The 21,270-nt window shown below is 40.8% G+C and carries 20 protein-coding genes; 14 read left to right on the top strand and 6 right to left on the bottom strand.

The window, feature by feature from the left end:
• The first annotated feature begins 234 nt into the window (after nucleotides 1-234).
• The 4 genes from FTU09_RS00965 (at nucleotide 235) to dnaX (ending at nucleotide 6,320) form a co-directional block, all read left to right on the top strand.
• Complete coding sequence (locus FTU09_RS00965; RefSeq protein WP_180079409.1) at nucleotides 235-1,626, top strand: 3-oxoacyl-ACP reductase; 1,392 nt, start codon at nucleotides 235-237, stop codon at nucleotides 1,624-1,626.
• A 142-nt stretch (nucleotides 1,627-1,768) separates the two neighbouring features.
• A complete protein-coding gene (locus FTU09_RS00960; protein ID WP_131260931.1) occupies nucleotides 1,769-2,623 on the top strand; it encodes a MaoC/PaaZ C-terminal domain-containing protein in 855 nt (284 codons plus the stop codon).
• Nucleotides 2,624-2,712: 89 nt separating this feature from the next.
• The gene (locus FTU09_RS00955; protein WP_179996403.1) at nucleotides 2,713-3,999 is read left to right on the top strand and encodes a serine hydrolase; all 1,287 of its coding nucleotides are present in this window, start codon (nucleotides 2,713-2,715) and stop codon (nucleotides 3,997-3,999) included.
• Between the two features lie 65 nt (nucleotides 4,000-4,064).
• Complete coding sequence (gene dnaX, locus FTU09_RS00950) at nucleotides 4,065-6,320, top strand: DNA polymerase III subunit gamma/tau (protein WP_180079408.1); 2,256 nt, start codon at nucleotides 4,065-4,067, stop codon at nucleotides 6,318-6,320.
• 60 nt (nucleotides 6,321-6,380) lie between these two features.
• Here the strand turns inward: dnaX and FTU09_RS00945 are convergent, their stop codons facing one another.
• Both FTU09_RS00945 and FTU09_RS00940 read right to left on the bottom strand, forming a co-directional pair.
• The gene (locus FTU09_RS00945) at nucleotides 6,381-6,830 is read right to left on the bottom strand and encodes a thioesterase family protein (protein ID WP_004973275.1); all 450 of its coding nucleotides are present in this window, start codon (nucleotides 6,828-6,830) and stop codon (nucleotides 6,381-6,383) included.
• Between the two features lie 101 nt (nucleotides 6,831-6,931).
• Nucleotides 6,932-8,092 carry an iron-containing alcohol dehydrogenase gene (locus FTU09_RS00940; protein WP_004973276.1) on the bottom strand — a complete coding sequence of 387 codons (1,161 nt, stop codon included), beginning with the start codon at nucleotides 8,090-8,092 and terminating at the stop codon, nucleotides 6,932-6,934.
• Between the two features lie 119 nt (nucleotides 8,093-8,211).
• Here FTU09_RS00940 and FTU09_RS00935 point away from each other — a divergent pair, with 119 nt between their 5' ends.
• From FTU09_RS00935 to FTU09_RS00910, 6 genes are all read left to right on the top strand, one after another.
• Nucleotides 8,212-8,721: a low molecular weight protein-tyrosine-phosphatase gene (locus tag FTU09_RS00935; RefSeq protein WP_004973278.1), complete on the top strand. Its 510-nt coding sequence runs from the start codon at nucleotides 8,212-8,214 to the stop codon at nucleotides 8,719-8,721.
• A 3-nt stretch (nucleotides 8,722-8,724) separates the two neighbouring features.
• Nucleotides 8,725-9,765, top strand: coding sequence for a UDP-N-acetylmuramate dehydrogenase (murB, locus tag FTU09_RS00930; RefSeq protein WP_004973280.1), 1,041 nt, complete (start codon nucleotides 8,725-8,727; stop codon nucleotides 9,763-9,765).
• 6 nt (nucleotides 9,766-9,771) lie between these two features.
• Nucleotides 9,772-10,899, top strand: a complete 1,128-nt coding sequence (locus FTU09_RS00925) for a YdcF family protein (protein WP_180079407.1) — start codon at nucleotides 9,772-9,774, stop codon at nucleotides 10,897-10,899.
• Nucleotides 10,899-11,942 carry an alpha/beta hydrolase gene (locus FTU09_RS00920; RefSeq protein WP_096900878.1) on the top strand — a complete coding sequence of 348 codons (1,044 nt, stop codon included), beginning with the start codon at nucleotides 10,899-10,901 and terminating at the stop codon, nucleotides 11,940-11,942. The genes FTU09_RS00925 and FTU09_RS00920 overlap by 1 nt, the downstream gene beginning before the upstream one ends.
• A 276-nt stretch (nucleotides 11,943-12,218) precedes the next feature.
• Complete coding sequence (locus FTU09_RS00915) at nucleotides 12,219-12,923, top strand: response regulator transcription factor (protein WP_004973283.1); 705 nt, start codon at nucleotides 12,219-12,221, stop codon at nucleotides 12,921-12,923.
• The gene (locus FTU09_RS00910) at nucleotides 12,920-14,830 is read left to right on the top strand and encodes an ATP-binding protein (protein ID WP_180079406.1); all 1,911 of its coding nucleotides are present in this window, start codon (nucleotides 12,920-12,922) and stop codon (nucleotides 14,828-14,830) included. Before FTU09_RS00915 ends, FTU09_RS00910 begins: the two co-directional genes overlap by 4 nt.
• A gap of 33 nt (nucleotides 14,831-14,863) precedes the next feature.
• Here the strand turns inward: FTU09_RS00910 and FTU09_RS00905 are convergent, their stop codons facing one another.
• From FTU09_RS00905 to FTU09_RS00895, 3 genes are all read right to left on the bottom strand, one after another.
• On the bottom strand, nucleotides 14,864-16,030 hold the full coding sequence (locus tag FTU09_RS00905) for a cupin domain-containing protein (protein ID WP_178865734.1): 1,167 nt from the start codon (nucleotides 16,028-16,030) through the stop codon (nucleotides 14,864-14,866).
• A 120-nt stretch (nucleotides 16,031-16,150) separates the two neighbouring features.
• Nucleotides 16,151-16,744, bottom strand: coding sequence for a nucleoside triphosphate pyrophosphatase (locus tag FTU09_RS00900; protein WP_180079434.1), 594 nt, complete (start codon nucleotides 16,742-16,744; stop codon nucleotides 16,151-16,153).
• Nucleotides 16,745-16,751: 7 nt separating this feature from the next.
• Nucleotides 16,752-17,135 carry a DUF2237 family protein gene (locus tag FTU09_RS00895; protein ID WP_136144481.1) on the bottom strand — a complete coding sequence of 128 codons (384 nt, stop codon included), beginning with the start codon at nucleotides 17,133-17,135 and terminating at the stop codon, nucleotides 16,752-16,754.
• A 139-nt stretch (nucleotides 17,136-17,274) separates the two neighbouring features.
• Between FTU09_RS00895 and FTU09_RS00890 the strand changes: the two genes are divergently transcribed.
• The 4 genes from FTU09_RS00890 to FTU09_RS00875 all read left to right on the top strand — a co-directional run bounded on the left by FTU09_RS00890 (nucleotide 17,275) and on the right by FTU09_RS00875 (nucleotide 21,015).
• Complete coding sequence (locus tag FTU09_RS00890; RefSeq protein ID WP_004973295.1) at nucleotides 17,275-18,462, top strand: phosphoglycerate kinase; 1,188 nt, start codon at nucleotides 17,275-17,277, stop codon at nucleotides 18,460-18,462.
• Between the two features lie 140 nt (nucleotides 18,463-18,602).
• Nucleotides 18,603-18,875, top strand: coding sequence for a hypothetical protein (locus FTU09_RS00885; protein ID WP_131260911.1), 273 nt, complete (start codon nucleotides 18,603-18,605; stop codon nucleotides 18,873-18,875).
• Between the two features lie 138 nt (nucleotides 18,876-19,013).
• Nucleotides 19,014-20,051 (top strand): class II fructose-bisphosphate aldolase, encoded by a 1,038-nt coding sequence (gene fba, locus FTU09_RS00880; RefSeq protein WP_004973298.1) that lies wholly within the window; start codon nucleotides 19,014-19,016, stop codon nucleotides 20,049-20,051.
• A 103-nt stretch (nucleotides 20,052-20,154) separates the two neighbouring features.
• Nucleotides 20,155-21,015, top strand: coding sequence for a DMT family transporter (locus FTU09_RS00875; RefSeq protein ID WP_004973300.1), 861 nt, complete (start codon nucleotides 20,155-20,157; stop codon nucleotides 21,013-21,015).
• On the opposite strand, the gene FTU09_RS00870 is transcribed toward FTU09_RS00875, so the two are convergent.
• Nucleotides 20,978-21,199, bottom strand: coding sequence for a hypothetical protein (locus FTU09_RS00870; protein ID WP_081402487.1), 222 nt, complete (start codon nucleotides 21,197-21,199; stop codon nucleotides 20,978-20,980). The two genes, FTU09_RS00875 and FTU09_RS00870, sit on opposite strands and share 38 nt — an antisense overlap.
• Nucleotides 21,200-21,270 lie beyond the last annotated feature (71 nt).

Genomic DNA, 21,270 nt, shown 5'->3' with positions numbered 1-21,270 from the left:
TTTTTCAAGCATGTTAAAGGTCTACTTGATGCGTACATTAGCATAATAGTATGACAGCTGAATTGACTACAATGACATTGCAGAATGCATTCAGGTCAAGACATCTGATAATTAACTCAAGTATGATTTAGCACAAACGGGTAACGCTATTGAAATGTGGGCATTTGGCATCATATTGATGTTAAAAGATATCGTGTAATCCATCAAAAAATGAATTTATGAGAGATAATAATCATGACTGATCAATACCAAACATTTGCAAAATCTCCTATTGGTAAATTTGTCATTAAAAATTTGGGTTTACCATCCCCAACTTTTTTAGATCGTTTCGAGTCTGCAACACCAGTGGTAAAAGGTGCAGTACTTTTAGGTGCAGCCCCTGCAAGTGATTTATCTGCTGAAATTGCACAGGTTTTAGCCAATGTACATGCCAATAGTTATGCAGGCAACAATGCAGAATTGCAACAAGCTGCGGCAAAAGTAGGTTTAAATTTAGGTGCGTTCAATTCGGGCGATAAAGAATCTAAATTTAAAGTGGTGGTGTTTGATGCTTCAGGTATTGAAAACTCAGAACAATTAAAAGCGCTTTATGATTTCTTTAACCCAATCGCACGTCAAATTCAGGCTTCTGGTCGCGTGGTGGTGATTGGTACTACACCAGAAACTGCAGGCAGTGTAAAAAAAGCCATTGCACAACGCGCTTTGGAAGGTTTTGTAAAATCGGTAGGCAAAGAATTTAAAAAAGGCATTGCGGCTAACTTAATTTATGTCGATCAAGGTGCTGCAGCAAACTTAGAATCTACGTTACGTTTTGCCATTTCACCACGTTCAGCTTATGTGTCAGGTCAGGTGATCCGTGTCTCGAATGCTGCAACTGTAGAGGTAGATTGGGCAAAACCATTGGCAGGTAAAACTGCTGTAGTGACAGGTGCAAGCCGTGGTATTGGTGAAGCGATTGCGCATGTGTTGGCACGTGATGGTGCACACGTTATTTGCCTAGACGTTCCACAACAACAAGCAGATTTAGACCGTGTTGCTGCTGAAATTGGTGGTTCAACGCTAGCAATTGACATTACTGCTGCAGATGCAGGCGAGCAAATTAAAACAGCTGCCGCTGCGCAAGGTGGTTTGGATATTATTGTGCATAATGCGGGGATTACCCGTGACAAAACTTTGGCAAATATGAAACCAGAGCTTTGGGATTTAGTCATTAACATCAACTTGTCTGCAATTGAGCGTGTGAACGATTACTTGTTGGCAAATGATGGTTTGAATGCCAATGGTCGTATTGTCTGCGTATCTTCAATTTCGGGTATTGCGGGTAACTTAGGTCAGACCAACTATGCAGCGTCAAAAGCGGGCGTGGTAGGTGTCGTGAAGTTTACAGCGCCTGTTCTAAACAACGGCATTACCATCAACGCAGTTGCTCCAGGCTTTATTGAAACGCAAATGACTGCTGCAATTCCATTTGCTATTCGTGAAGCGGGCCGCCGTATGAACTCAATGAGTCAAGGTGGTTTACCTGTAGATGTTGCAGAAACCATTGCTTACTTTGCTTCATCGGCATCGACAGGTATTAATGGTAACGTGGTACGTGTTTGTGGTCAAAGCTTGTTAGGGGCTTAACACCTTCAAAGTTCTCTCCCTTGGGGAGAGGATTTAGGAGAGGGAGATAAGGGGATAGATTATTAACCCTTCTCTCTAGCTTTCTCCCAGCGGGAGAAAGAACTCCATTAAATAAATTAGAAAAACTTCTCAAAGGTTCAGTATGAATACTCGCCATTTTAGTCAACTTCCAAAACCCTATTTAGCCTATCCAAAAGTGATTCAGGGCTTAATTTTTAAAAAGCCAAAAGGTGAAAAAGTTCTGCCGCAAGTTGAATATGTGGTGGATTCATTCAAGGTCGATCAAAAGCACTTAAAAGCCTATAATGCAGTGACAGGTTTTAAAAATAACGGCTATATTCCTGCAATTTATTTGGCTGTATTGTCACAAAGTCTGCAAATGCACATGATGACCCAAGAAGCATTTCCATTTGCAATTTTGGGCTTGGTGCATATTCGCAACCAAGTCAAACAAAGCCGTAAAGTTGGATTGAATGAACAACTGACCTTGTCGTGTAAATTTGGTGAATTGCAACCACATGATAAAGGCGTACAGTTTGATTTTATTACCACCGTTAAAGTAGGCAATGAGGTGGTGATGGAAGGTTTGACCACGTATTTAGCACGTCAAAAAACCACCACTAAAGCTGCTGCAAAGCCTGCAGAAAGCAAAGCGCTAAACTATGCCGTTCAAGCTGAATGGGATATTTCTGAAAATACAGGTCGCCGTTATGCTTTAACGTCTGGCGATTTTAACTTAATTCATATCCACGCGATTACTGCAAAAGCATTTGGCTTTAAACAAGCGATTGCGCACGGCATGTGGAGCAAAGCCAAAGCCTTATCTAGTTTAACTTTGCCAGATGCTTATGAAGTCGATGTGTGGTTTAAGTTACCTATGTATTTGCCATCTAAAGTTGAGTTTTTAACTGCAACGGACGCTAAAAATACAGATTTTTTAATTCGTAACAGTAAAAACCAAAAACCGCACGTGACAGGTGTTGTCACCGCGCTTTAATTCAGTGATCGAAAGCCTAAATCCTTTGGATTTAGGCTTTTTATTTGCGCTAGCTTTTTATTAATAATAAAAACGAGATAGACAGGACGATGCAACATTTAAAGGATTATATTTTTGCTGAAACTGAAAATTATCGTGGATGGGTTGCACCTGAGTTTCATGATTTAGCGATGCAATTTAGCCGTTTGCAAAATGCACGTAGCCAACAGGGCGGAGCTGCTTTAGCGGTGTACTTTCAAGGTCAGAAAGTCGTCGATATTTACACAGGTAAAAAGTCGCCAGATGAAGACTGGCAAGCCGATACGTTATCGGTATGTTATTCCACAGGCAAAGGTGTATTAGCGACACTGGCACATATTTTGGTCAGTCAAGGACTGGTCGATTACGATACTCCCATTTATATATACTGGCCTGAATTCGCCCAAAATGGCAAAGCATTGATGACCTTAAGGCATGTGCTGAGTCATCAAAGTGGTTTATATGACATCCGTAATATCATTGCCGATGCGACTGAAATGGCAGATTGGTCGCACATGCTGGATGTGTTGGCTCAAGCCAAGCCACGTTTTGATGTAGCAAGTGAGGCAGCGTATCAACCTTTAACTTTTGGCTGGCTGGTCGGTGGGATTTTAGAAAAAGCTACAGGTCAAACATTGGCTGAATTGATGCAGCAATACTTGGTTGAATCTTTGGCTTTGGATGGGGCGTATTTTGGTGTGCCTGCGTCTGAGCTTTCCCGTGTCGCACGACCATTTAAAACTGCTGTGACATCAGCGCAAACAGATGCATCATCTACAAATAAACAGACAGCTAAAGTTAAAAACCAAGCTAAATCGAGCAAACGTCCTGTATCAATATTCGATAAAGTCATTGCATGGAGTGGGCAAAATCCGCAAGACTTTCAGGATGGCATGATTCCCAAAGGCATGAAAAATTTTAGTTTTTTTAGCGATGCAGGTTTACAAGCCGTGATTCCTGCTGCCAATGGTGTATTTACTGCCCAAAGTTTGGCACGTATTTATGCCATGTTGGCGCAGGGTGGATCATGGCAAGGTCAGCAATTGATTCAGCCTGAAGTTTTTCAGCAATTGAGCCAAGTACAATATGTACAGCGTGATCGGGTCATGCCTATCCCGATGCATTGGCGATTAGGCTATCACCGTGTATTAAGTTTGGGTAAGCGCTCTCACGGTTTTGGACACATGGGTTTTAATGGTTCAGGCGCGTGGTGTGATCCTGACCGTCAACTCAGTTTTGCCTATACCCATAATTTTGCTGCAGGTTCTTTAATTGGTGATTATCGACTTTGGGGACTGAGTCAGGAAGCCATTCGCTGTGCAGATCGGCAATTGCAAGGGCGTAAAGGCTGGTTTTAGGCGTGATTGTACGTTCACTCTTTGCCAAAAAAACAGTATGCTTAGACCTGTAAAAAGGAGCATTCATGTATCAGGTACTTGCGCGTAAATATCGTCCTCGTAATTTTAATGAATTGGTGGGACAAAACCATGTATCACGGGCATTGACCAGTGCTTTGGAACGTGGGCGTTTGCACCATGCTTATCTTTTTACGGGAACACGTGGTGTAGGTAAAACTACCATTGCGCGTATTTTGGCCAAATGCCTGAACTGTGAAACAGGCGTGACATCTACCCCATGTGAAGTGTGTCCGACCTGTACTGCGGTCAATGAAGGTCGTTTTATTGATTTAATCGAAATTGATGCGGCGTCACGTACTAAGGTTGAAGACACACGTGAGTTGCTCGATAACGTACCTTATGCACCGACTCAGGGACGTTTTAAGGTTTATCTGATTGACGAAGTGCACATGCTGTCTACGCATTCGTTCAATGCTTTGCTAAAAACTTTGGAAGAACCGCCTGAGCATGTGAAGTTTCTGTTTGCGACCACAGACCCACAAAAACTCCCTATTACTGTGATTTCGCGCTGTTTGCAATTTACTTTGCGTCCATTGCAGGTCGATGAAATTACCAGTCATTTAACGGATATTTTAGCCAAAGAACAGATTGTTGCAGAGCAAGATGCAATTTGGCAGATTGCTGAATCTGCGCAAGGTTCTTTGCGTGATGCGATGTCTTTGACAGACCAAGCCATTGCTTATGGTCAGGGTGAAATTCATCATCAAGATGTCAAAGACATGCTGGGCTTGATTGATCGCACCATTATCTATGATTTGATTTTAGCGATTCATCAAAACCAACAGCAGCGTGTGAGTCAGTTGTTATTACAATTTAGACAGCAAGCTTTAGATGTGTCTTTGGTGTTGGATCAGTTAATTTCGACACTGCATGAATTGGCAATCATGCAATATCTGCCAGATTTAAACCTAAAATACAGTGCTGAAATTAATCAAAAAATTCAGCAGCTTGCGGGTCTGATCTCTGCACAAGATTTACAGTTGTATTATCAAATTGCTTGTAAAGGACGCGCCGATTTACAAATTGCCGTAACCCAAGAACAAGGCTTTGAAATGTGTGTACTGCGTTTACTGGCATTTCGACCTTTGCAAGCCAATGAAGTGTTGGTTGCTGCGCCACAAAATACTGCACAAACAGCGGCTTCCCAGCCAGTTGCTCAAATGGAGCAAACTCCACAAGCTGTGGCAACTCAAAATACAGCACAAGCGGAACAGCATGTAACTGAATTAGATGCGGTTGCAACACCTGATCTTGATGGATTTGACTATGAGGATGACGATTATTCAGATCACACCACGACACAAACCAGTGTTGCAGAACCTTCTTCAGATGATTTTTTAGATGAGGATGAGCCTGAAGCTTTAACACATCAAGATCAACAGTCGATTCAAGCGCAACAACCGACTCCGCAAGCGCTACACTCAACAGCTGCGATTTCACCAGAATCTATGTCAGAACCTGTATTGAATGAAGAAACTGCAATACAGGCTGAGGATAAGCAATCTGAATCTATCGTGTTTGATCCAAATGCAGATGCACAATTGTTTGGTTTAGATGAAGATGCCTCATCGGTAAGCACTACATCTGATGTGCAAAGTCATGATGATTTTTTACTGGAAAGTTTTGATGCCGTTGCACCGTTAGGTGATCTTGCTGCATCAGCCGAAACATCGCTAGTTTCATCTACACTACAATCGAATAATGCTTCACCGTCAATTACACAAAATGTAAGTAATGCAGAAACCGCTTTATTTGATTTAGCAGCGACTGAAGTCGAACCGAATGTTGCCAGTGCGACAGCACAACCGCAGCAAACCATAGCATCTAATGCCGATGATCAATTAATGCCGCAGGATATTCTGCGTTTACAGCCGCAAGTTTTAGAAGGTGAGTGGACTTTAGACAAGTGGGAATATTGGTTTAGACACAGCGAGTTGTCACCTGCCGTGCAAGAATTGGCGCAGCATGGCGTAATGACGGGGCAGATTAATGCTGAATCGGTTTTTCATATTCCTGAGCAATATCAGCAGTTATTGACTCAACTGCAACATGCTTTAGAAAGTGCTTTAAAAGAACAGTGGAGTAAAACTCTGTTTAAAGTGCAATATGAAAATGTGGATGACACGACACCGTACATTTTGCAGCAACAGCGCAAACAACGCGCTTATCAACGGGCTGAAAATTTATTGCATCAAGAACCGATTGTGAAAGATATTTTGCAAAACTTTGATGGCGAATTACATAACATTCAGTTGAAATAACCTGTTGTTAGCTTTTGTTTGCAGAATTTTAAGGCTGGGTCAAACCAGCCTTATTTTTTGCTAAGCGCAAGCTGAATCTGTGCTTTTATATGGCTGTAATGCTTCGCGGATGGAGTCAGGAATCGGGCAGTTTTGGCGTGTAATTCGATCTACAAATACATGCACCACTTGTCCTTGTGCAGCGGCAAGATTTTGATTGTTTTTAAAAATTGCCAAATCATAAATTAAGGATGAGTTTCCAATTTTTTGAATAGCAACACCTACTTCAATCATTTCAGGATAGGACAATTCCTGCAAAAAATGACAGGTGGAATTGACCACTAAACCAATACAGGGTGATCGTTTGGGTTCAAAGCCTGCTTTTTGCATCAGTAGGGCATTGGCTGCGCTGTCAAAATAGCTGTAATAAGTGACATTATTGACATGTCCATACATATCGTTGTCTGCCCAGCGAGTTTGGATGGGAAAGAAAAAAGCGTATTGCTCACGGGTTTTGGTGTCAGGTTTCACAAGTTTACCTATATTTTTATCGACGTGGTGTCATGCTTTAATGGGTGGAAATCATCCCAAATAAATGTAGAAAGTTAAATACAGAACGTTAAGCGTAAATGTTAGGCATAAATGGCTTGGTAAATCTGTAACGCATCCTGCATTTGCATTGCTCTCGGGTTGTTTTGCAATAAACGGCTTTGCAGCATCGCATCTTCTGCCAGTTGTGGTAGCATGTTTTCTGCTATGCCTAGGGCATTGAGTTTTAACACCAAGCCACTTTGATCTAAATGATTTTGTAAATGATCAATAAACAAATCACATAATCCATCTGTGCAGCCTTTACTGCGTGGGTCTAACCAACACATCAGTTCTGCATAATACTGTTTGGCTGCAGGCGCATTAAATTTTAAAACTTCGGTTAGTACCAATGCATTGCTATGCCCATGTGAAATATGGAAATGTCCGCCTAAAGGATAGGCAAGCGCATGTACCGCAGCCACAGGAGCATTGGCAAAGGCTTGTCCTGCCAGCATTGAACCAAACAGCATGTTTTGCCGTGCTTGCATATTGCTGCCATCTTCAAGCACTAATTTTAAGTTTTGATCAAGTAAACGCAGCGCATGTTTTGCCAGAAAATCTGAATACGCATTTTTTTTGATTTTAGAAGTATAGGCTTCAATGGCATGTACCATCGCATCTATACCTGTGGCTGCGGTAATCTGTGCAGGTAGATGACGGGTAAAATTGGCATCTAAAATGGCAACATCGGCATATAAAATAGGAGAAACAATGCCTGTTTTACTGGTTGCACCTGTGGTGACAATGGAAATAGGTGTGACTTCTGAACCTGTGCCTGCTGTAGTGGAAACTAGAATGAGCGGTAAACGTGGTGCTTTCGCATTGCCGACACCGTACAAGTCTGACAGTTGTTGAGTTTGTGCAGGATGACTCAGCACGGCAATAATTTTGGCGACATCCATCGCACTACCCCCACCAAAACCTAATACAACATCAATATTTTGCTGTTTGGCAAAATCAACTGCTTCTAACACAATCTGTTCTGCGGGGTCGGCTTGCACATTCGAGTAAATGGCATAGTCCAGTTGCAGTTGCTTTAAAATTTCTAAAATAGGTTGATGTAATTGTTGTTGTAAAATGCCAGCATCGGTGACCAATAACAAACGCTTATAATTTTTTTCGGTTAAAACCGTTTTTAGTTCAGAAATTGAACCCAATCCAGAAATAATGTTGCCAACTGTTTGAAATTGAAAATGCTGCATCGTCTTTATTCCTAATTTTTATACTTAATTCAACATTATTGTAGGGTCGCGATATAGGATTCATATCATAAATAACTTAACATAAGACTCTTAAAAATAAAGTAGCTTTGAGGTTGTTTATGTCATCCAAAACGCCATATAAGGTGTTATGTGTTTGTTTGGGAAATATTTGCCGCTCTCCAACGGCAGAAATTGTACTTCGACATTTTTGTGATGAACAACAACTCAATGTGTTGGTAGATTCTGCTGGAACCAGTAATTATCATCCAGGCAAAGCCCCAGATTTACGCAGCCAAAAACATGCGTTCAAACGTGGTTATGACTTATCTACATTGCGCGCGCGTCAGTTACGTATACAAGACTTTGTCGAGTTTGATTTGATTTTGGCGATGGATTTTGAAAACTTAAGCAATATTCAATCTTTAATGCGCCGTGCTGAAGCTGAACTGGGCAGTTTGCGCGCTGAAATAGCCTTAATGAGCGAACACGATCCGCATTATACGCAGCAAGAATTACCCGATCCATATTATGGCGAAGCCGATGGTTTTGAGCGGGTGCTCGATCAATGCGAGTCGAGTAGTCGCGCATGGGTGAAAGTTTTACAACAACAATTTGAATTGAAGGTTTAAGTCATGCACATTCACTACAACATGCAACTCAAACCTTTCAATACGCTCAATTTAGATGCAACTGCGTCGCATTATGTCAAAATTGAAAATATTCAAGATGTACAGGATGCTTTGGCATTTGCCCAGAAAGAACAATTAAATGTGCTGATTTTATCGGGTGGTAGCAATATGTTATTGCCTGAACATATTCATGCCTTGGTCATGCACATGGATATTCAGGGCATCGAAAAATGCGCTGAAGATGATGCAAGTGTCACCCTAAAAGTTGGGGCAGGACAAGTCTGGCATGAGTTTGTGTTGTGGAGTACGGAACAAAAGTTATATGGTCTGCAAAATCTGGCTTTAATTCCAGGTTTGGTCGGCGCTTCACCTGTGCAAAATATTGGTGCTTATGGCGTTGAAGTCGGTGAGTTTATTGAATCTGTGCAGGTCTATGATCGTGAATGCCAACAATTCAGCTCAATTGTTGCTGCAGATTGTCAGTTTGCCTATCGACACAGTATTTTTAAAGATCATCCCAACCGTTACATCATTACCCATGTGACTTTTAAACTGTTAAAACAGGCTGCGTTAAAATTAAATTATGGCGACTTAAAAGCTGCTGTAGGCGATGAGCAAACTGCTGAAAATCTGCAGCAACAAGTCATTCAAATTCGCCAAAGTAAGCTGCCTAATCCTGCAGAATATCCAAATGTAGGTAGTTTCTTTAAAAATCCTGTGATTTCGACTCAGCAATTTGACCAAATTGCAGCACAATTTCCAAATTTACCCCATTACCCACAGCCGAATGCGCAAGTTAAAATTGCAGCAGGCTGGTTGATTGATCAAGCTGGCTGGAAGGGAAAACAACTGGGTGTGGTGGGTATGTTTCATAAACAAGCGTTGGTTTTAGTCAATTATGCCGATGCCACTTTGGCAGATGTGCAACACACCTATCGTGCTGTGCAGCAAGATGTTTTGAGTCGTTTTGGTATTTCACTCGAACCTGAACCTGTGTTATTTGATGAAACAGGTTTGATTCGTGCACATCAACCGGTAGGTTAAGTGAAGATGAAACAGAATCGTTGGATGCTCAGATTGGTACAAATTGCTACCGTGCTCTTTGTATTGTTTGCAGCATTCATGATTTTTATTTATTCACCTTTTTATTCTACTTTGGTGGTCAAAACGCTGAACACTTTGGTGCCTGTAGAAGTGAATCAAGTGGCAGCAAAAAGTCAGCAAATGGCGGCTTTTAGTGATCAAGACAGTTTGGAGCCCGGTTCAGATTTATGGATTGCCCGACAAGCTTATCTGAAGCTCATGGAGCAAGAAATCCAATCTAAAAATTCGCAAAATTTAACTTTAATTCAGGCACGTTATAAAGCCTTACAAGCGCTTATTTTAGAAGAACAAACGCAAAAAAAATTAGCCTCAGAACAAGAGTTGCCGCAAGTCCCATTGTTGGTGTCTAATGCAGCTTCGGAAGCAATTGTAGAAGACCCATCCGAAAATGTAAAAGCCTTACTCAATTTGGATAGTCATGAAAATCAGGCACTGATGGAACAATACTTGGAGTTTTTAAGCACTCATAAAATTGCCGAAACCGAAAGTGAGCCTGTAGATGAAGAAATCTTTAAAGATATTGCTTTAATTCAGCAACAAAATATTCCAAAAATACCTGCAAACTCTAAACCTTATGCGATTGTGGTTTTAGGTGGTGGCTTAACTTTAGATGATAATGGCAAAGATATTGTGGTCAATGACTACACACGTTTACGTTTAGAAACGACCCTAGCGGTGGTAAAACAATATCAATTGCCGATTGTACTGAGTGGTGTAGAAGCACCTTATATGCAGCGTTGGTTAAAAAAATATGATGTCGAAGCAAAATTATTAGAAGATCGCAGCATGAATACTTGTGAAAATTCACGTTTTAGTTCTTTATTATTACAAAAAAAAGGGGGGGCGCCGACAGTGATTTTGATTACAGACCGTTATCACATGCCACGCACCCGCCGTTTATTTGCTTTGAATGGAATTGAAACGATTCCAGTCGAGGCTCCCATGCCGACTCAACTGACTGCATGGCGTCCAAGTGAACAAAACTATGATCATAGCCGCCGTGCCAATTATGAAATGCTTGCCACCATTCGGGATGTCTTGATTGGTTCTAGCGCATGTCGCGAGGTGCCATAATGCCTGATATTCCATTTTTAAACCCAAGCGTGTTGAAGCAATTAGATTTGCCAGTGCCGAGTCGGGAAACCACACCACAAATTCTACAACCTTTAAATTTGAATCGTGGTTTTGAACCGAGTGTTGAGTTACAAGCCTATCGACAGCTTTATGGTTTTCATTTGTTGGACTGTGAACATTGGCAAGGCTATGTGCAAATGCCGTTGTTTAAATTGCATGTGCAAATTTTTCAACCCGATTTAAGCAAAACCAAATTTGATCAGGTGCAGGGCACGGTATTTCTACTGCATGGCTATTTGGAACATAGCGGGATTTATCAACCTATCGTCAAAGAATTATTAGAGCAGGGCTTTAGTGTTTTGACTTATGATTTGCCCGGACATGGATTGAGTGATGGTTATCCTGCCAACATCAAAAATTTTGATCATTATCAGCAAGTATTACATGCGGTTTATCAATATGTAAAAAATGCCGATCAATTGCCAAAACCGTGGTTGGGCATTGGGCAAAGTACAGGTGGTGCAATTTGGATGCATCACTTGTTGGAATTTGCTCAGCGCCGTGAAAATCCATTTGTAGAGCGTGTGTTGTTGTTATCGCCTTTGATTCGTCCTGCAAAATCGGCATGGTGGCATAACTCTGTTGGTTTGGGCATTATCCGTCGGATTAAGCGTGAAGTGCCGCGACATTTCCGACGCAATAATCATAATCCTGAATTTTTACGCTTTGTGCGTTTAAAAGACCCGCTGCAACCTAGAATGATGGGCATGGATTGGATTTTAGCCATGTCTAAATGGATGTTGGAGATGGAAGAACGTCCAGCTTGCCGTATTCCTGTTTGGTTGGCACAAGGGGCGCAAGATCAAACCGTAGATTGGCGCTACAACATTGAGTTTATTCGGCGTAAATTCCGCCTGCAAACCTTACTCATGTTAGAAGAAGGCTCGCATCAATTAATCAATGAACGTGCGGATATTCGTGCGGCTTTAACAGGGCTGATTCCTGCATTTTTACATGCACATAGCTCTAAGACTTATTATTAATTTATCAACCATCTTTTAAATACGGCTCTACATTTGCTTTGATGCTGTTCTCGGCATCAAAGCATATTTATGCTGCGCTGCTCATTAAAATGTGAAGCGATTTCTAAAATAAAATAGTACTTCACATTTATTTTTTATTTCATGCTCGAGTTTCATGTTTCAGTGCTATGCTCATGTTTATAAAATAAGCTAAATTTGAAAAACTCCTTAATTCTAGGGATAGTGTTTACATCAAAACGATTGATATATTTACAAACATAATCAAGGGGATGAATGATGGCAGAAATGGAAGCGATATTACCCGTACCGGTTTTAATTGTTGAAGATGAGCCTATTATTCAGTCACGTCTTAGAAAAATTTTGCATGATATTGGCTATCAAGATGACATGCTATTTTTCGTGAGTCATCTTAAAGCTGCAATGACGTGTATAGAAGATCATCCGATTGCTTTAGCTTTAGTCGATTTAGGCTTGCCCGATGGCAATGGTAAAGAACTAATCGAACAATTACATTTTAGAGATCCAAGCGCATTAATTTTGGTGATTTCTGCATGGAGCACCCAAGACAGCTTATTTTCTGCAATTCAAGCAGGTGCAACAGGCTATGTGCTTAAAGAACGTGATGATGCTGAAATTATTATCGCAATACGCAGCATTTTAAGAGGTGGTGCACCGATAGACCCATTTATCGCCCGTGAAATTTTATCGCAAATTTCACATCAAAAAGTACCCGTGCTGACCGAAGATTTATCAGATCGCGCCGATGCTCAAGCATTCAACTCACATTATGAACAGCTCACCAATCGTGAATTAGAAATTTTAAATCTGGTGGCGCAGGGCTTAAGTAACCGTGAAATTGCTGAGCAATTATTTGTGTCGCGTTATACCGTTGAAAGTCATATTAAACATATCTATCGGAAGTTGTCGGTCACTAAACGCACTAAGGCTGTCAGTACCGCTAGAACTTTAGGTCTTTTATGATTCAAAGGCTTTGGCAGTGTGGTTTGGGCGTGTTGTTATTGTTCTGTGCGTGGCAAAGCTATGCGCAGCAAGTGGTGTACCCAATTAATCAGTACTGCAATGTGCATGTACTTTCAATCAGCTCTGCCAAAACAGCATCACATAATAAAAAACCTGAAACGGGTTGGGAAAATGTTCAACTGCCCGACGTTTGGGATGATCGCTGGAAAAATTATAATGGTGGGGCGTGGTACAAAATAGAGTGGGAGTGGTTTTGTGAGCGTGATCATCGTTTAAATCAACCCATCGTTTTTGCACTGAATTTTTTAAATAGTGCAGGGGCAGTTTATCTGAATCAAGATTTACTTTGGGCAAGTCAACATTTAGAAGAGCCTTTGTCAAAAAACTGGAATATGCCACGTTACTGGATTTTACCTATTTCAGGCTTAAAACAAGGTAAAAATCAAATATTGGTCTATGTAAATGGATATGCATTTCAAAATGCGGGTATAGGAAAAATAAGTTTTAATAATGTGCATAACAATATTGAACAGCACCAGCAAAGTATATGGAATAAACGTACTTTATTTGAAATTAATGCGATTTTATCTGCCACTTTAGGCATTTTATGTTTGGTTATTTGGCTGTTTTTACGCCGTGATCAGAGTTTTGGTTGGTTCGCGTTGAGTTGCATGTTCTGGTTATTATTTATTTCTCATTTTTTAACCACAGAAACCTTTCCATACCCAAGTGTATTGGTGGCATCTCAAGCCAATTTAAGCTTTTTTATCCTCTATGTTTTAGCTTTTAGTCTGTATTTAATTAGGTTTGTCAATCAACGCTTGCCAATATTGGAAGAAAGTATTTTTATTCTGAGTTTAGAGGTAATCGTTTGTGTGTTTTTAACACCCTTAGATTATGTCAAACTGGTATTTGGGATTGTCTTTTTAAGTTATGCCAGCTTACTAGTCGTGGTTTATTTTTATTTGGCATATTTAGCGTATAAATCCCCAAAAACAGAAGTATATCTGCTGCTATTTTGTTTAACCTTGATTGGCTTTTTTGCGGGTGTAGATGTATTTCGTTTAAGTAATGCGGCAACGGCAAGTTTATATCAGCCATTATCACCGTATACCTCGCCAGTAATTACTTTATTTATTGCGATTATTTTAGGCATGCGCCTAAAAAGAAATATTCAAAAAATTGAGAAATTTAATCAAGATTTAGAGCTTAAAGTTTTTGAAGTCAGTGATGATTTAAAACGCAGTATGTCAGAAAAGCATTATTTAGAATTGGAAAATGTGCGTTTGCAAGAGCGGATTCATCTATCGCATGATTTGCATGATGGTTTGGGTGCATCTTTGGTACGTTCCATGATTATGGTCGACCAAAGCGAACAGAACATGAGTAATCAGCAGTTCTTATCTATGCTGAAATTACTGCGTGATGATTTACGTCAAATTATTGATAGTGGTTCTTCCATTGGTTCTAAAGTGCCTGAAAATCCTAAAATTTGGGTTGCGCCAGTACGTCATCGTTTTAGTCAATTGATGGATGAAATGGATATTCATTCCAAGTGGGATTTTCCAAATGAATGGGTGATTGAGCCGAATTCGTTACAGTGCTTAACTTTGATGCGGGTATTAGAAGAAAGTTTAACCAATGTGATTAAACACAGCCAAGCCAAGCATGTATCCGTCAGTATGCAATTTGTACCGCCTAAGCAATTGGTACTTAAAATTCAGGATGATGGTGTAGGTTTTGAAGCCAATAGCGTGCTTGAACATGGCATGAGTATTGGGATGCGCAGTATGAAAATGCGTTTAGAACGGGTTGGAGGGCAATTAAAATTAAATTCGACACCTGGCTATACGTTAATTCAGGCAGTTTTAACTTTAGATCCCGCTTATCTAAATTCCCCAAGATGAATTGATCATCTTGAGGGGGCTGAAACGAATATTTTAAGCGTCTTCAGCAGGTAACAACATTAAAATGGATTCATTGAGCAGTTGTACCAAATCTTCCAAAATATTTGCGTCGTAAAGGTTTTCATCGAGCAGCACGCGTTCACCATTGGCAATTTTTTGCAGCGTAGGGATAGATGCTTCTGCGACACAAATCGCTTCACCATTCGCCCAAAATAAAACTTCATCTAGCTGATTTGCATAAAGTAGGCGAGAGGCGGGTTCCAACATGATTTGATAACCCTGATCTAGCGCATCTTCTAAATCGCCTACACCTATTTCATCTACTTCAGGAATATTTTCAGGATATTTCGGTTCAGACATTAAGCTTAAAATCGCATCATCCAACACCGATGAGTTTTGTAAACGCGCCCACAATTCTGCTTTCAGATAATCCAATTCTGTCGCAGTCATTTCGCCAATTTGGGTACTTTTTTTACGAACAAGGTCTTGTAGTGGCGTGCGTAACATTTCATCGGCAGAGAATTTATCGCTCACTCGATCCATCATTTCACTAATATTCGGCATGCGGAAACCGAACGAGAACGTCAGACAATCATCTTCCGCCACGCCATAATGTGCCAAACCCGGTGGCACATAGAGTAAATCGCCAGGTGCAAGAACTTCATCAAAATTGACCTGCATTTCAGGCAATAATTTTAACGGTTGTCCTGCGACAAATTCAGTTTCAGCATCACACATTTGCCCAAGTTGCCAACGACGATATCCATAGCCTTGTAGCAAAAACACATCGTAGAAATCAAAATGCTGACCTACAGAGCCGCCTTTAGGGGCATAAGACACCATTATGTCATCACGTCGCCATTGCGGAATAAAAGGAAATTTTTTCCAAAGTTCAGCGAGATCAAAAGAGTAATGATCAACGGCTTGTACCAATAGCGTCCACAACTTTGGCATTTTTTGAAAATCAGCCTTAATGAGCGGTGATGATTTCACAGTCCATTGATTTGGATCACGATCTTTTTGTTTGATTAAACGGGCAGTCACATCTTCTTCAAGTGCCAGTTCCATTACATCACTAGGTTCAAGTAGGTTGGCAATTTCTGGGAGTGCATTGCGTACCAAAAGTGGTTTTTTTTGCCAATATTCACTTAGGAATTGTTCTGCGGTAATTCCGCCCAAAACATCTAAAGGTTGCGACATAAAATAGCCTAAGCAAGTTTTATCAATAATCTCAATATTGTCTGATTTGTCGCTGCAAAGGGCAAGGTGATTTATAGTCTTTATAAATATTCACGGCTGTTAAATTACACAGTTTTAAACTTAAGGAACCTGAATATTCAGCATTCTTAACATGCGGCATAACTGAATCATCGGCAGACCCATCAAAGTAGTTTGGTCATTGCCTTGCATGGCTTCAAACAGACTAATACCTAAACCTTCGCACATAAAACTACCTGCACAATGTAGCGGTTGTTCCTTTGCAACATATCGTGCAATTTCATTGTCGGTTAAGTTGCGGAATTTAACGGTGTAGTGTTCTACAACTGTTTGTTCAAAGCCTGTAGATTGCTGCTGCACACTCAGCGCAGTGCTGAAATAAACCGTTTGACCTGAATTGGCTTGTAATTGTTGTATGGCTTTTTCTGAAGTGAGCGGTTTACCTATAAAAATATCTGGCTGCTGTTCACGCCATGCCACTTGATCTGAACCAATTACAATCGCATTAGGATATTGCTGCGCAATATAGTGTGCCTTTTCAAAAGCCAAGCGTTGCGCTAAATCATCTGCGTGCAATTCACCCTGCGCAGATTCATCAATATCAGGAGAAATTGACTTATACGCCAAATGCAGACGATTCATCAATTGCTGACGAGTTTGACTGCCAGACGCTAAAATAATTTCAGGATGTTGCATCAGATCATCACACCGCATAATCCATCAAAATATCTAAAGGCACATAAGACAATACTGACTGATGACAGGCTTGAATTTTAATTGGTGGTGCTTGACCTGCCTGATAGGCTTCAACCCAACGGGTGACGCAAATACACCAGAAATCACCCGGTTGTAAGCCGTTAAAACCAACTTCTGGTACTGGCGTGATTAAATCATTGCCAATTTTTTGCGAGAAATTTAAAAAATCAGAGGTCATTTGTGCACAAACGGTGTGCTGACCTAAATCGGTTGGGGCGGTATGACAAAAACCGTTACGAAAATATCCAGTAATAGGATCAAAGCAACAACTGGCGAGAGGTTCGCCCAAAACATTTAAACGATTGATATTTGGATCGGGATGAATAGACATAAGTGCGAGAAAGATGGTGGCTTTTCTCTATCATAATCAAAACTTTTGCTTTAAACAGCAATTCTACAAAAGTTGCTAACCTTTTTCTGCATAATCATTTAAAATCGTGGCGTTTTGATATCAATAAAGTGAGCTATACATGAACTTTCAGCGTATGACTGACCTCGATTTAGCAGGTAAGCGTGTCCTTATTCGTGAAGATTTAAACGTACCTGTTAAAAATGGTGTGATCACCAGCGATGCACGTTTACGTGCGGCATTGCCAACGATTCAAGCTGCTGTTGCCAAAGGTGCAGCAGTGATGGTGTATTCTCACTTAGGTCGTCCTGTTGAAGGTGAGCCAAAAGCTGAACAATCTTTAGCACCTGTAGCTGCGTATTTAACCCAAGCATTAGGTCAAGATGTTCAACTGATCACTGACTATTTAGATGGTGTAGACGTTGCTCCTGGTCAAGTCGTTTTATTGGAAAACTGCCGTTTTAACCACGGTGAAAAGAAAAACAACCCAGAACTTGCCGCTAAATATGCAGCATTGTGTGATGTATTTGTGATGGATGCATTTGGTACCGCGCACCGTGCAGAAGCCTCTACTGAAGGCGTTGCACGTTTAGCACCAGTGGCAGCAGCAGGCCCATTATTGGCTGCGGAATTAGATGCTTTGGGTCGTGCCTTAAAAACACCTGAAAAACCAATGGTGGCGATTGTTGCAGGTTCTAAAGTATCGACTAAGTTAGATGTATTGACTTCATTGTCTGATATTTGCGATCAATTAATTGTAGGCGGTGGTATTGCCAATACTTTCCTTGCTGCAGCAGGCTATAACGTGGGCAAATCATTATGTGAAAATGATTTGATTGACACTGCCAAAGCAATTGCCGCAAAAGTTTCTGTACCACTGCCAACCGATGTTGTAGTTGCAGATGCCGCTGAAATTAATTTTGAAGATTTCTTGGGTTCATTGGCAGCAGCGAAAGCAACTGTGAAAAAAGTTGAAGATGTTGCAGACAACGATATGATTTTAGACGTAGGCCCAGAAACTGCAAAAGCATTTGCTGAAATTTTAAAAACTTCAAAAACAATTCTTTGGAATGGCCCAGTGGGTGTATTTGAAGTTGATCAATTTGGTGAAGGTACGAAAGCACTTTCATTGGCGATTGCAGAATCTGCAGGTTTCTCTATTGCAGGCGGTGGTGACACTTTAGCTGCAATTGACAAGTATGAAGTTGCAGACAAAATCGGCTATATCTCTACAGGTGGAGGTGCATTCCTTGAATTTGTAGAAGGTAAAACCTTACCTGCAGTTGCGGTATTATTAGAACGCGCTTAAATCTAGAAAATTTATCAATAATTTTTAAAAAGGTTGACTTCGGTCAACTTTTTTATATTTATGTCATGCCGTAGTCATCAAAATGTCATAAATATGCAATAAACTGTAGTAAATGAATGACCTAACTGTAGGAAATGACGATGATTCAAAAACTAACACTTGCTGCTTTAATTGCTGCATCTTTAGCCTTGACTGCTTGTGCAAAAAAAGAAAGCGCACCTGCGACTGAAACTGATGCATCTTCTGCAGTTGTAGATAACGCTCAAGTTACACCAGAACAACAAGCTGCAATCGACGCAATTGACCAACCAATCTTGGATGAAGGCAACACCGATATTCCTGAAGACGTTGCAAATGCACCTGCTGACGTTGCGACTGCAGACACAGAAGTTGCTGCTTCTGAAGCGCAATAAGTGCTGAAAAACGACAAATTGTAGTAATTTGTTTAAAAGTCCCTGCTTTTGCAGGGACTTTTTTTTGAAAAAGGCGATTTGTTGCTGAATTGAAACAAATCACAGGGTAGAATAACCAACATTATTTGGGAGGATATTATGGCTCTTATTTCATTGCGCCAGCTCTTGGATCATGCCGGTGAACATGCTTACGGCGTTCCAGCGTTTAACGTCAACAACTTAGAACAAATGCGCGCAATTATGTTAGCCGCAGATGCAACCAATTCACCTGTAATTGTTCAAGCTTCGGCAGGTGCGCGTAAATATGCAGGTGCGCCATTCTTGCGTCACCTGATTTTGGCTGCAATTGAAGAGTGGCCACATATTCCAGTGGTTATGCACCAAGACCATGGTACAAGCCCTGATGTATGTCAGCGTTCGATCCAACTAGGCTTTTCATCAGTAATGATGGATGGTTCTTTGGGTGAAGATGGTAAAACACCAACGTCGTATGAATACAACGTCGAAGTGACGCGTCGTACTGTGCAAATGGCGCATGCGTGTGGTGTATCGGTTGAAGGTGAGATTGGCTGTTTAGGTAGTCTTGAAACAGGTATGGCAGGTGAAGAAGATGGCGTGGGCGCAGAAGGCGTACTTGACCACTCTCAATTGTTAACATCTGTTGAAGAAGCACGTAGCTTCGTTGCAGATACTAATGTGGATGCTTTAGCGATTGCTGTTGGTACTTCGCACGGTGCATACAAGTTTACTCGTCCACCTACAGGCGATATTCTTGCAATTGACCGTATTAAAGAAATTCATGCTGCGTTGCCAAATACACACCTTGTAATGCACGGCTCTAGCTCTGTACCACAAGAATGGTTGGCGGTGATTAACCAATACGGCGGTGACATCAAAGAAACTTATGGTGTACCTGTTGAGCAATTGGTTGAAGCAATTAAGCATGGTGTGCGTAAAATCAACATCGATACAGATTTACGTTTAGCTTCTACTGGTGCAATGCGCCGTATGATGGCAGAACAACCAAGCGAATTTGACCCACGTAAATTCTTCGCAAAAACTGTAGATGCAATGAAACAAATTTGTATAGACCGTTATGAAGCATTTGGTACTGCAGGTAATGCAGACAAAATTCGCCCAATTTCTTTAGAGAAAATGGTTGAACGCTATAAGTAATTCTTAATTTGATTAAGAACTCGAAAGCCCACAGTCCTTGTGGGCTTTTTACTGATGAGTCCACAACTTCCAATCAAGAACAAAAACAATCTTCGAGCATGTCATGGAACTGATTGTAGCCGCAGCCTTTTGTAGTGTACTGGTCTCTATTTTATTAAAAGTCTGCAAAATGCAGGGTTTTAACCCTATGCAGATGATCACATGGAATTATGTCAGTGCCAGTGTGTTGTGTTTTTACTGGTTTAAACCCAACTTGGGCACGATCTCAATCCAACATACGCCGTGGTGGCTCATTATTAGTTTGGGTGTGTTGTTGCCGAGTGTCTTTTTAGCATTAGCAAAATCGTTAGACAGCGCAGGTATTTTAAAAACTGAAATTGCACAGCGTTTGTCAGTGGTTTTGTCTTTGGCAGCCGCTTATTTTATTTTTCAGGAAAATTTTAGCCAACTGAAAATTGTGGGAATCGCGCTTGGGATTATCGCAGTCTTATGTATTTTGTATTCGCATCGTGCTGCAGGGCAGTCTGCTAAAGCGCAACAAGGCATCTTATATTTGAGCTGTGTTTGGCTGGGTTATGCACTGATTGATGTTTTGCTTAAATACAGCACAGGTTTAGGACTGCAATTTGCAGTTGCGCTGAATTTGATGTTTGTATGTGCTTTTGTTTTGGCGATGGCTTATATCTTAATCCGCGATAAAAGCATGGGCAGTATGCAAAATATCAGTGCAGGTTTAATTTTGGGTGCACTGAATTTTGCCAATATTGCCTTGTATGTCAAAGCTCACATGCTGCTCAAAGACAGCCCTGCAGTGGTATTTGCAGGGATGAATATTTTAGTGGTGCTATTTGGCGTGATCAGTGGAGTATTGTTCTTTAAAGAAAAGCTGAAAAGCACGACCACTATTGGGCTAGGCTTGGCATTGCTTAGTGTGCTTTGCCTCGCTTATGCCATGACGGTTTAAGATAACTCAACATAAAGCGAAAAGGATGTCGCAATAAATCTGCAGTTTCTGCAAGACCATGCAGCATTGTGGTTCTATCGCAGATCGGGCAGCGCAGGGTTGGATAGCTTGGTTTGGCTTGATATAAATACAGTTTTTTACAACGTCGGCATTCTAGTTTTAGCGGCATTAAATTGAGCATCATACACCTCATTTTTATTTTTGATAGAGATTGAGTACAGATTGCAAATATAGATAAAGCAAAATTCAGACCAA

The sequence above is a fragment of the Acinetobacter sp. YH12058 genome, assembly GCF_013419805.1.
Taxonomy (GTDB): domain Bacteria; phylum Pseudomonadota; class Gammaproteobacteria; order Pseudomonadales; family Moraxellaceae; genus Acinetobacter; species Acinetobacter towneri.
The sequence above is the reverse complement of the archived record's forward strand: the minus strand, read 5'-3'. Positions and strand labels throughout refer to the sequence as shown.

What these genes read in the sequence shown, in the direction of transcription:
- FTU09_RS00965 (WP_180079409.1), top strand. Translation starts at nt 235, where the DNA reads ATGACTGATCAATACCAAACATTTGCAAAATCTCCTATTGGTAAATTT.
- FTU09_RS00915 (WP_004973283.1), top strand. Translation starts at nt 12,219, where the DNA reads ATGGCAGAAATGGAAGCGATATTACCCGTACCGGTTTTAATTGTTGAA.
- dnaX (WP_180079408.1), top strand. Translation starts at nt 4,065, where the DNA reads ATGTATCAGGTACTTGCGCGTAAATATCGTCCTCGTAATTTTAATGAA.
- FTU09_RS00905 (WP_178865734.1), bottom strand. Translation starts at nt 16,030, where the DNA reads ATGTCGCAACCTTTAGATGTTTTGGGCGGAATTACCGCAGAACAATTC.
- FTU09_RS00870 (WP_081402487.1), bottom strand. Translation starts at nt 21,199, where the DNA reads ATGATGCTCAATTTAATGCCGCTAAAACTAGAATGCCGACGTTGTAAA.
- FTU09_RS00935 (WP_004973278.1), top strand. Translation starts at nt 8,212, where the DNA reads ATGTCATCCAAAACGCCATATAAGGTGTTATGTGTTTGTTTGGGAAAT.
- FTU09_RS00875 (WP_004973300.1), top strand. Translation starts at nt 20,155, where the DNA reads ATGGAACTGATTGTAGCCGCAGCCTTTTGTAGTGTACTGGTCTCTATT.
- murB (WP_004973280.1), top strand. Translation starts at nt 8,725, where the DNA reads ATGCACATTCACTACAACATGCAACTCAAACCTTTCAATACGCTCAAT.
- FTU09_RS00910 (WP_180079406.1), top strand. Translation starts at nt 12,920, where the DNA reads ATGATTCAAAGGCTTTGGCAGTGTGGTTTGGGCGTGTTGTTATTGTTC.
- FTU09_RS00955 (WP_179996403.1), top strand. Translation starts at nt 2,713, where the DNA reads ATGCAACATTTAAAGGATTATATTTTTGCTGAAACTGAAAATTATCGT.
- FTU09_RS00960 (WP_131260931.1), top strand. Translation starts at nt 1,769, where the DNA reads ATGAATACTCGCCATTTTAGTCAACTTCCAAAACCCTATTTAGCCTAT.
- FTU09_RS00925 (WP_180079407.1), top strand. Translation starts at nt 9,772, where the DNA reads ATGAAACAGAATCGTTGGATGCTCAGATTGGTACAAATTGCTACCGTG.
- FTU09_RS00940 (WP_004973276.1), bottom strand. Translation starts at nt 8,092, where the DNA reads ATGCAGCATTTTCAATTTCAAACAGTTGGCAACATTATTTCTGGATTG.
- FTU09_RS00885 (WP_131260911.1), top strand. Translation starts at nt 18,603, where the DNA reads ATGATTCAAAAACTAACACTTGCTGCTTTAATTGCTGCATCTTTAGCC.
- FTU09_RS00895 (WP_136144481.1), bottom strand. Translation starts at nt 17,135, where the DNA reads ATGTCTATTCATCCCGATCCAAATATCAATCGTTTAAATGTTTTGGGC.
- FTU09_RS00920 (WP_096900878.1), top strand. Translation starts at nt 10,899, where the DNA reads ATGCCTGATATTCCATTTTTAAACCCAAGCGTGTTGAAGCAATTAGAT.
- FTU09_RS00900 (WP_180079434.1), bottom strand. Translation starts at nt 16,744, where the DNA reads ATGCAACATCCTGAAATTATTTTAGCGTCTGGCAGTCAAACTCGTCAG.
- fba (WP_004973298.1), top strand. Translation starts at nt 19,014, where the DNA reads ATGGCTCTTATTTCATTGCGCCAGCTCTTGGATCATGCCGGTGAACAT.
- FTU09_RS00890 (WP_004973295.1), top strand. Translation starts at nt 17,275, where the DNA reads ATGAACTTTCAGCGTATGACTGACCTCGATTTAGCAGGTAAGCGTGTC.